At 34.9% G+C, this 8601-nt stretch carries 11 protein-coding genes; 7 read left to right on the top strand and 4 right to left on the bottom strand.

Annotated features, from left to right (window positions below):
* The 3 genes from OZD63_RS04500 to OZD63_RS04490 all read left to right on the top strand — a co-directional run.
* On the top strand, positions 1–220 hold a 220-nt coding region (locus OZD63_RS04500), incomplete at its 5' end, for a transposase (RefSeq protein WP_275008063.1).
* Between the two features lie 187 nt (positions 221–407).
* Positions 408–1388, top strand: a complete 981-nt coding sequence (mraY, locus tag OZD63_RS04495) for a phospho-N-acetylmuramoyl-pentapeptide-transferase (protein WP_275008251.1) — start codon at positions 408–410, stop codon at positions 1386–1388.
* A gap of 6 nt (positions 1389–1394) precedes the next feature.
* Entirely contained in the window at positions 1395–1991 is a 597-nt protein-coding gene (locus tag OZD63_RS04490) for a ribonuclease HII (RefSeq protein WP_275008243.1), read from the top strand.
* Between the two features lie 11 nt (positions 1992–2002).
* Here OZD63_RS04490 and virB9 read toward each other — a convergent pair whose 3' ends face one another.
* The 3 genes from virB9 to OZD63_RS04475 all read right to left on the bottom strand — a co-directional run bounded on the left by virB9 (position 2003) and on the right by OZD63_RS04475 (position 3743).
* Positions 2003–2785, bottom strand: a complete 783-nt coding sequence (virB9, locus tag OZD63_RS04485) for a P-type conjugative transfer protein VirB9 (protein ID WP_182321139.1) — start codon at positions 2783–2785, stop codon at positions 2003–2005.
* Between the two features lie 185 nt (positions 2786–2970).
* Positions 2971–3426: an outer membrane lipid asymmetry maintenance protein MlaD gene (mlaD, locus tag OZD63_RS04480; RefSeq protein WP_275008241.1), complete on the bottom strand. Its 456-nt coding sequence runs from the start codon at positions 3424–3426 to the stop codon at positions 2971–2973.
* A 2-nt stretch (positions 3427–3428) separates the two neighbouring features.
* Positions 3429–3743, bottom strand: coding sequence for an NADH-ubiquinone oxidoreductase subunit NDUFA12 family protein (locus tag OZD63_RS04475; protein WP_275008239.1), 315 nt, complete (start codon positions 3741–3743; stop codon positions 3429–3431).
* Positions 3744–3807: 64 nt separating this feature from the next.
* On the opposite strand from OZD63_RS04475, the gene OZD63_RS04470 reads away from it, so the two are divergent.
* The 3 genes from OZD63_RS04470 to purF are packed head-to-tail and all read left to right on the top strand — an operon-like array spanning position 3808 to position 7842.
* The gene (locus OZD63_RS04470) at positions 3808–5274 is read left to right on the top strand and encodes a proton-conducting transporter transmembrane domain-containing protein (RefSeq protein ID WP_274979746.1); all 1467 of its coding nucleotides are present in this window, start codon (positions 3808–3810) and stop codon (positions 5272–5274) included.
* A gap of 53 nt (positions 5275–5327) precedes the next feature.
* Positions 5328–6431 carry a rod shape-determining protein RodA gene (gene rodA, locus OZD63_RS04465; protein ID WP_275008237.1) on the top strand — a complete coding sequence of 368 codons (1104 nt, stop codon included), beginning with the start codon at positions 5328–5330 and terminating at the stop codon, positions 6429–6431.
* A 25-nt stretch (positions 6432–6456) separates the two neighbouring features.
* The gene (gene purF / locus OZD63_RS04460) at positions 6457–7842 is read left to right on the top strand and encodes an amidophosphoribosyltransferase (RefSeq protein WP_275008235.1); all 1386 of its coding nucleotides are present in this window, start codon (positions 6457–6459) and stop codon (positions 7840–7842) included.
* A gap of 19 nt (positions 7843–7861) precedes the next feature.
* On the opposite strand, the gene OZD63_RS04455 is transcribed toward purF, so the two are convergent.
* Positions 7862–8371 (bottom strand): DNA-3-methyladenine glycosylase, encoded by a 510-nt coding sequence (locus tag OZD63_RS04455; RefSeq protein WP_264705328.1) that lies wholly within the window; start codon positions 8369–8371, stop codon positions 7862–7864.
* 68 nt (positions 8372–8439) lie between these two features.
* Between OZD63_RS04455 and OZD63_RS04450 the strand changes: the two genes are divergently transcribed.
* A partial coding sequence (locus tag OZD63_RS04450) for a transposase (RefSeq protein WP_275008250.1) occupies positions 8440–8601 on the top strand: 162 nt, incomplete at its 3' end.

The following is an 8601-nucleotide window of genomic DNA, read 5'->3' as shown; positions in this document are numbered from 1 at the left end:
TGCAACTCAAATAAAAGCTACTATTGGTGCAACTGTTGAGGTAATAAAGCGAAGTGAATTACATTCTTTCATTGTATTGCCAAAGAGATGGGTTGTTGAGCGATCTTTTGCTTGGTTAGAAAAATGTAGAAGATTGTGGAAAAATTGCGAACGTAAACTCAACACCAGCTTGCAAATGATTGTCCTTTCCTTCATTTCTCTCCTATTACGAAGATTTTAAACAGGTTCTTACACTAAAACAAACGTTTTTAATTAAGTTGCATAGAACCAGTGTCTGGGCGCTGGGATGACACCCCACTGGTGTTCCAAACTACAACGTTCGTACAGTTGTGGGTCAGGCTATAGGATGACAGAAGTTGACTTTATTAGCTATAGGTGGTATGACACTTAGTCAATTAAATAAGCAGATGATCTTAGCTACAAAAGTATTTTTTACCTCATTTGTTTTTGGATTTATTCTTTTTCCCTATTTTATAAAGCTTCTAAAAAAAATAAGTAAAGATGGGCAGCCAATTAGATCATGTGGACCAGAAAGTCATTTAATAACAAAAAAGAATGTACCACCTATGGGCGGAATAATAATACTGATTTCTTCTTTATTACCAATTTTACTCTGGGCTCAGTTAACACCAGAAATTTTGCTGCTGATATTGATAACTCTATTTTTTGCTCTACTTGGATTTATTGATGACTATTTAAAGTTAAAGGCAAATCACCATCGAGGTTTAAGTGCAAAAGCCAAAATACTTATTCAGTTTATTGTAGCTCTGGTTAGTATGTCTATACTTAAGCTAAACTCTGCTGAAGGTTTTACAAAAATGTTCCTATTTAAAGGAGTAATAATCGATTTTGGCTATCTATATCTCCCATTCGCTACATTTGTAATTGTCGGCTCTTCTAATGCTGTGAATCTCACAGATGGTTTGGATGGCCTTGCCGCAACTCAAGTCATCACTTCCTTTGCTTTTTTGGGGCTAATTGCATACATAACTCAAGCAGATATGAATATTACTTTATTCTGCATTGCATTTATAGGAGCTATTCTAAGTTTCTTGTGGTTTAACATACATCCAGCAAAAATATTTATGGGTGATGTTGGTAGCTTATCGATAGGCGCAGCTTTAGGGTTAACTAGTGTCCTAATTAAAAGAGAAATGCTTTTTGCCGTTATTGGAATAATCTTTGTAATAGAGACTCTATCTGTGATTATTCAGATATCATATTTTAAATATACAAAGTTTAAATATGGAGAAGGAAAAAGAGTTTTTCTTATGGCACCAATACATCATCACTTTGAGAAGAAGGGATGGTCAGAAAATGCAATCGTTATGAAATTTTGGATAATTTCTATTATCTGTTCAGTTTTTACTATAACTTTCTTATTATAAAAACCTATGAAATACCCAGACTTTACATTAGAAAATAAATTATCAGGAGTGATAGCAGGAGTGGATGAAGTTGGAAGAGGTCCGCTAGCTGGTCCAGTAATATCCGCAGCCGTAGTGTTTATTGATAGAAATACAATTATCGATGGAATCAACGACTCGAAAAAGTTGACTCCTCAATGTAGGCAAGTCCTATATGAAAAAATAACATCCGTTGCAAAATTTGGTATAGGAATGGCAAGCGTAGAAGAAATAAATTCATACAATATCTTGCAAGCAACAAAACTTTCAATGAAACGTGCGTTGATGGACTTGGACATAGAATTAGATTATGTGCTAGTTGATGGTAATCAACCACCTGAAGTGAAATGGCAAGTGAAATCCATAGTAAATGGTGATAATTTGAGTACATCAATTGCAGCAGCTTCAATCGTTGCAAAAGTTACGAGAGATCGGCTTATGCAAGAATTGCACAATAAGCATCCTGAATATAATTGGTATAAAAATAAAGGATATGGAACAAAAGAGCACCTTAACGCTATTGGCCTTTATGGAATTACAGAACATCATAGAAAAAATTTTGCACCCATATCTCGGGCATTATAGCCTTTAATCACTCACCCTTTTTTGAAAGGTATGTTTTCATTAAATAGGCAAACTGTACTCGATCCATTCCTTAAGGTAAACACTGAACTCACCCTTTCGATTATCAGGTAGTCGTCAACTGTACGGAAGTTTACTAAAGACTCATACCCTGCAGAATCAACCATAAAAACTGCCGGGAAATCAGAGTTTATTTTATTGAATTGTAGATATGTAAATTTTCCATCATCAAAAACCTTGATTGGTATTATTGACTGACTGCCTTTAACGTGCGAGATGGAATAATTAAAATTTAAGCCTTTCTTTACAACTTCAATATCGTTTATATCAGGAATAATGGTATGACTAGCTTGTTCGAAGATATCACCGTTATTTGTTGTGTAAATCTCATCACTGCTAAATAGTGGATAAAGAAACCTTACTTCATATGCTAATTTTGGATCATCTAGTCCAGTTGCTTCTTCAGCATGAAGTTCAAAGTAATAAACTCTTTTATTGGTAATTATAGTTGCATTAGTATCGGCAATATCATCTATAGGCTTAATAAACAATCTATTACCTTGAGGAAGGAGTTGCCAACCAGTTGAATCACCCATTGAAAGGTTTTGTATTACCTCCCCTGGTTCAAACAATATACTGGACTGATAACCATAAAAACCCGTATACTTATGTATAGCTTGTGGGTTATAATTTATCACCTTTATGTGATTATCTCCAGCTATTGAACGTGGCTCCTGTTTTGCAAGTGCATCGCTACCACAGAGGAACAATAGTACGGCAAACAGTAAACCAGTCATAATATCAAAATGAATTAATTTTCATTTTATCATTAATAGACATGCACTGCAACTGTTAAGGCACTTTCTATACTATAAACCCCAAAGCAAGCGGTAGAAAAGGCAAGAAATAAGGCAAACTCCCTAAATACTTTAGAACTACAGGAGGCTTTACCTGGACGGATATACTTGGAATCCTGCCATTTTCACTTTGTAAACATACCAAGAATTCTGTCCACTATTCCACCCATATTTGCTTCAGCTTGAATATACTCTATTTTACCACCATGCAAGATTAGTTTAATATCTGATCCAGGTGATATATTAACAAATTTACTGCCAACAACTCCACTGCTAGTGATCAGAGCTGAACTATCAATTGGCAATTTTATGTCTTTGCTTATACACATATCGATTCGTGCTACGTAGGTAGCTTTGTCAAGTGATACACCAGTTATGCTTCCAACATCTACACCAGAGATCTTGACACTATCACCAACTCCTATACCGTTAGCGTTAGCAAAAAGACCATATATTTTATAGCAATCCTTATAGTTTTTCTTTATGTAAGATAGCTTATCAATAGCAAAGAAAATCAGAAAAATAGTAAAAATTAATACAAATAATCCAGCGGTTATTTCAAGTATATTTGACCTTCGCATCTTTAGTTATCAGGACTCCAGCTTTTATAGTAATTTTTCACTTTTTGGTTTGGATAGTATGCATCTTTTGTACCCGTTAAATTAGGAGTATGTTTTACTTTTCTTTTTTTATTATTAACTGGTACTACATTATCAGTATAGTGAAGCCATATATGCCATTCCGGAGGCACTGTTGTAGGCTCAGAAACACTGCTATACATAACCCACCTTTTTCCTTTACTTGATTCATAGTAAGAATTTCCATTTTCATCTCTTCCTACAAATTTATCTTCTCTTCGTAATATGCGTTTTATTGCATTACAAATTTTAGATAACATAAGGGTATTAAAACAAAAAGTATTATATATACTAATACTTTAACGATATATTAACAACAATTTAATGCAATTACCAATCTTACAAGTTATTATCCCAATAATTGCATCAATGTTTTGCTTTCTTGCCAAGAAACACAAGGTATCTTGGTTTATTTCTTTTATTGCAGCAACAATCACTCTTATCATTTCATCAATACTACTCATTAAAACATATAAAGGTGAAATTATAACTTATCACCTTGGAAATTGGGCTCCTCCGTATGGAATAGAGTTAAGAATCGACGTGTTAAATTCCTTAATTCTAACCCTAGTGAATTTTATAGCGCTGATTAGTGTGCTTTATAGCTTTTATATTAACGAAAAAGAGATGAGCAAAAACAAAATCACTGGTTTTTACTCTCTATTTCTACTGTGCTTAAGCGGACTGTTCGGGATTCTAGTAACAAACGACATATTTAACCTTTACGTTTTCTTGGAAATTTCATCTCTTTCTTCTTATGTATTAGTTTCAATGGGAAGGGATAAAAAAGCCTTGGTTGCAGCATTTGAATATCTAATTAGTGGCACTATAGGGGCAACGTTTTACTTGTTTGGCATCGGGCTCTTGTATTCAATGACTGGAACACTCAATATGTCTGACATGGCTGAAAGAATAGTTCCATTATACGATAACAACATCATAAAACTTGGCACATTGTTCATTTTTGTTGGTCTCTCAATTAAAATGGCACTGTTTCCATTAAGCAGGTGGCTGGTTAATGCATATAGTGAAGCGCCAAGTTTCATCAGCATATTCTTTTCAGGCACAGTAACTAAAGTGATGATATATGTTTTCATCAGAATCTTTTATACCATTTTCCAACAAAATTTTTTCTTGTTTAAGCCGCTGTTGGACAATGTGATAATTATCCTCGCACTTTGCGCTGTTATATTTGGGTCAATATCTGCAATAACTGCAAAAGATATAAGAAGGCTGCTTGCTAATTCTAGTGTCAGCCAAATTGGTTATATAATTTTAGCACTGAGTTTTAACTCAAAAACAGGTGTATTTGCAGCAATTCTTCACATAGTAAACCACAGCATAATAAAAACATCTTTATTCATGGCTGCAGGATGTATTTCTTACAAATTTGATACAACAAAAATAGAGAATTTATCGGGACTCAAGAAATCAATGCCTTATACAGCACTTGCATTCACTCTACTCAGTTTAGCATTAATCGGTGTGCCTTTAACAAATGGCTTTGTAAGCAAGTGGTATATAATGAAAGCAATTATCGAATCTCATGCGTGGATTTCCCTTGTAACATTTGCTGCTGGCTCTTTCCTTGCATTGATATATATGTGGAAGATGGTAGAGAAAATGTATTTTGAAAATGATGCAACGTCACGCACTGGAATGACACCGGACAAAATTAATGATGTGCCATTTCCTATGCTTTTCTGTCTATTGTTTATGGCAGTTTTAACAGTAGTAACTGGAATATATAGCACTCCAATTCGGTTAGTAGTTGAGAAGTTGGTTTTTTGATTTTTATCTTTGTTTCATATTTTACTATACTTTAAGGTTATAAGGTCTTTGTTGTGGGTAGACTGAAGAAGATTCATTGGTTGTTAGTCATTAACGTGATAGCGCTGTTTTGCGTTGGCATTGTTGTTCAATACTCTTCTGCTGGAGGAAAGTGGGTGCCATTTGCGATTCACCAACTGGTCATATTCTCCTTCTTTTTCCTACTTGCTATAGCTATGTCATTCATAGAGCTAAATTTTTATTTGAAGCACGCCTACTTTTTTTATGTAGCAGAAGTGATTTCGCTATTAGTAGTGAATTTTTTTGGCTCACACATAATGGGTGCAACAAGGTGGATAAGAATTGGATCAATTAGTTTGCAACCATCAGAATTTTCAAAAGTAGGCTTAATACTTGCGCTTGCTCGCTATTTTGATAAGCAGAGTGTATATAAAATGATGGAATTTAAAAGATTGCTTAAGGCACTTATAATTATTTTCCTACCCGTGTTCTTGGTGTTAAAGCAACCTAATTTAGGCACAGCTGTGATAATGTTATTTATAGGGATATCAATTATATTCACAGCAATAATAAAAAGATCTCATTCGGTAATATGTGGAACGCTTGGCATTTTTGCAGTACCGGCTATTTGGCCTTTTTTACGTCCTTATCACAAGCAAAGGATATTGTCGTTTTTGGATTCATCAGTGGATCCACTTGGAATAGGTTATAATGCGCAGCAATCTCAGATAGCTATTGGTTCAGGAGGTTTGCTTGGTAAGGGCTTTGTTAACGGAAGTCAAACTCAACTTGGATTTTTGCCGGAGAAACGTACAGATTTTGCTTTTGCAGTGCTGAGTGAGGAATGGGGATTTTTAGGTAGCATGGCTTTAATTTTGCTTTATACCTCATTACTTGGCATAATTTTCTCTATCGTTTATGGGTCGAAAAATTATTTTTCTAAGTCGGTATCTATCGGCATTTTCGCCTTTTTTAGTGCTCATTTCTTTATAAACATCGGAATGACAATGGGCCTCTTACCTGTGATAGGCGACCCATTGCCATTTCTGTCCTATGGAGGAAGTACAACTGCTGCAAGCTTAATATGCATAGGATTATTGCTGGCAATAAAAGCAGATGAACAACAAAATGCTTGTATTTTACCTATGCTAAAGTAAAATTAAATTTTACTTAATAGTTTTTATGCTAGATGAAATGCGTGAGGAATGTGGGGTATTTGGCATAAGTTGCAACCAAAGTGCTGCTTTTAACTCTATACTCGCTCTCCACGCTTTGCAGCATAGAGGTCAAGAGTCTTTTGGCGTAGTAACCAGTAACAACGATAAGCTGCACTCTTATCACTTTCAAGGTCAAGTGAGCAGCGTATTTGATGATATAGATGAAATAAAGAAATCCTTGCCTGGAGGTTGTGCAATAGGTCATGTTCGATACTCAACAAGTGGTAATAAATTTGGAGTGCAGCCCATGTTTAGCAAAAGTGGCAAATTTGGGGATTTCGCCATAGCACATAATGGTAATTTAATTAATATTTCTCCGATACGCGAACAATTGATTAAACAAGAGTGCGTTTTTCAGTCAGATATTGATACAGAAGTAGTAGTGCATCTGACAGCAAGCGGTGAAAAAGATAGCTTTTTAGAGAGTTTTATATATGCATTAAAGCAAATACAAGGTGCTTATTCTTTTGTTGCAATCAATCAAGAAGTAGTTATTGGAGTACGTGATTCATCTGGAATCAGGCCTCTTGTTTTAGGAAAGTTAAACGGTTCTTACGTTCTTGCATCTGAAACTTGTGCTCTTGATATAATAAATGCAGAGTTTGTTAGAGAAATAGAACCAGGCGAATTAGTTACCATCAGTTCGGGTAGTAAGCTAGCCTCAATGTTTCCTTTCCCACAGCAAAAATCAAGTTTTTGTATTTTTGAATACGTTTATTTTTCAAGACCAGACAGCATAATGGAGAATAGGTCTATATACGATACAAGAAAAGAAATAGGAAGAATACTTGCAGAAGAGAGCCCACCAAAAAACAATGTAGATATGGTTGTACCAATACCTGATTCTGGAATACCTGCAGCTATTGGATATGCAAAGCATTCAGGATTACCTATGGAACTGGGAATAATTCGTAATCATTACATAGGAAGAACTTTTATACAACCAACCGCTGAAGTACGTAAAGTTAGAATAAAATTAAAATTCAATGCTAATAAGCACACTTTGAAAGGTAAAAACATAATTTTAATAGATGATAGTATAGTGCGTGGTAGTACGTTAACAAATATAATAGTTATGCTAAAGGATGCAGGAGTAAAAGAGATTCACCTCAAAATTTCAAGCCCACCAATTAAGCATTCTTGTTTTTATGGAATAGATACGCCAGAGTGCAAAGATTTAATTGCTGCAAATAAATCTGTAAAGGAAATTAAGGAAATTATAGGAGTAGATAGCCTAGCCTTCTTGAGTATTGATGGACTATATCAGGCTGTTAAAGGAGAGGTGCGTAACAATGCTATACCACAATATTGTGATGCTTGTTTCACTGGTGATTATCCGATTGGCAAATAGTCTACGCAAGGTCTTAAGTTTAGAAAATCTTAAACCGCCAAAATTTCTCTTGGCCTTTACTAATTCCGATTCTCGGAGTGCAAATATAATCTGGTTTGAGGTGGGATTCATAAACACAAAATTCGTGGCTTATAGTAAGGTCCTGTTTGTTATGTTCTTTTGTAATATTTAATCTTTTGCACAATATTCCTGGTCCACCTAAATTTGCTTCAAGTGGTTCAATAAGCTTTAATCCCCGTATTAACACTGCTGCTGGGAACCCTTCTGCTTCTGTTACAATGTTTAAACAGTAGTACATTCCATATATAAAATATACGTACGAAAACCCCGGCACACCAAACATTACTGAGGTTCGATTAGTATAGCCTCTTGCCGCATGACAAGCTGGGTCATTCATTCCTATATAGGCTTCAACTTCGGTTATTATTCCACTAAAGTTAGAAAATTTGAGGACTTTTCCCAATAACTCTCCAGCTACAATTAAAGTTGACCGCTCATAGAAATTTCTTGGTAGTATTATGTTGCTCATTATAAGAACCTGTTAAGGATCTCGAAAATATGAGGTAAAATAAGCATAGTTAAGAAAGAGGTATATCTATGCAAAAAAGCTATCCAAGCGATATAAGTAAAGAACAATTTAAAAAAATTAGACCAATACTGGAGAGTAGCAGAAAGAAAACAAAACCAAAGAAACTTGATTTGTATGATGTATTTTGTGCAGTGCTATATGTCCTAAAAAGCGCCTGCCAGTGGAGAATG

This window comes from Wolbachia endosymbiont of Drosophila leontia (genome assembly GCF_028981785.1).
GTDB lineage: Bacteria > Pseudomonadota > Alphaproteobacteria > Rickettsiales > Anaplasmataceae > Wolbachia > Wolbachia pipientis.
Note: the sequence above shows the minus strand (reverse complement) of the source record. Positions and strands in the feature narration are given on the sequence as shown.

Coding starts and splice junctions, on each gene's coding strand:
- OZD63_RS04455 (WP_264705328.1), bottom strand. CDS start 8,371: ATGAGCAACATAATACTACCAAGAAATTTCTATGAGCGGTCAACTTTA.
- OZD63_RS04470 (WP_274979746.1), top strand. CDS start 3,808: ATGCAATTACCAATCTTACAAGTTATTATCCCAATAATTGCATCAATG.
- purF (WP_275008235.1), top strand. CDS start 6,457: ATGCTAGATGAAATGCGTGAGGAATGTGGGGTATTTGGCATAAGTTGC.
- virB9 (WP_182321139.1), bottom strand. CDS start 2,785: ATGACTGGTTTACTGTTTGCCGTACTATTGTTCCTCTGTGGTAGCGAT.
- OZD63_RS04475 (WP_275008239.1), bottom strand. CDS start 3,743: ATGTTATCTAAAATTTGTAATGCAATAAAACGCATATTACGAAGAGAA.
- OZD63_RS04490 (WP_275008243.1), top strand. CDS start 1,395: ATGAAATACCCAGACTTTACATTAGAAAATAAATTATCAGGAGTGATA.
- mraY (WP_275008251.1), top strand. CDS start 408: ATGATCTTAGCTACAAAAGTATTTTTTACCTCATTTGTTTTTGGATTT.
- mlaD (WP_275008241.1), bottom strand. CDS start 3,426: ATGCGAAGGTCAAATATACTTGAAATAACCGCTGGATTATTTGTATTA.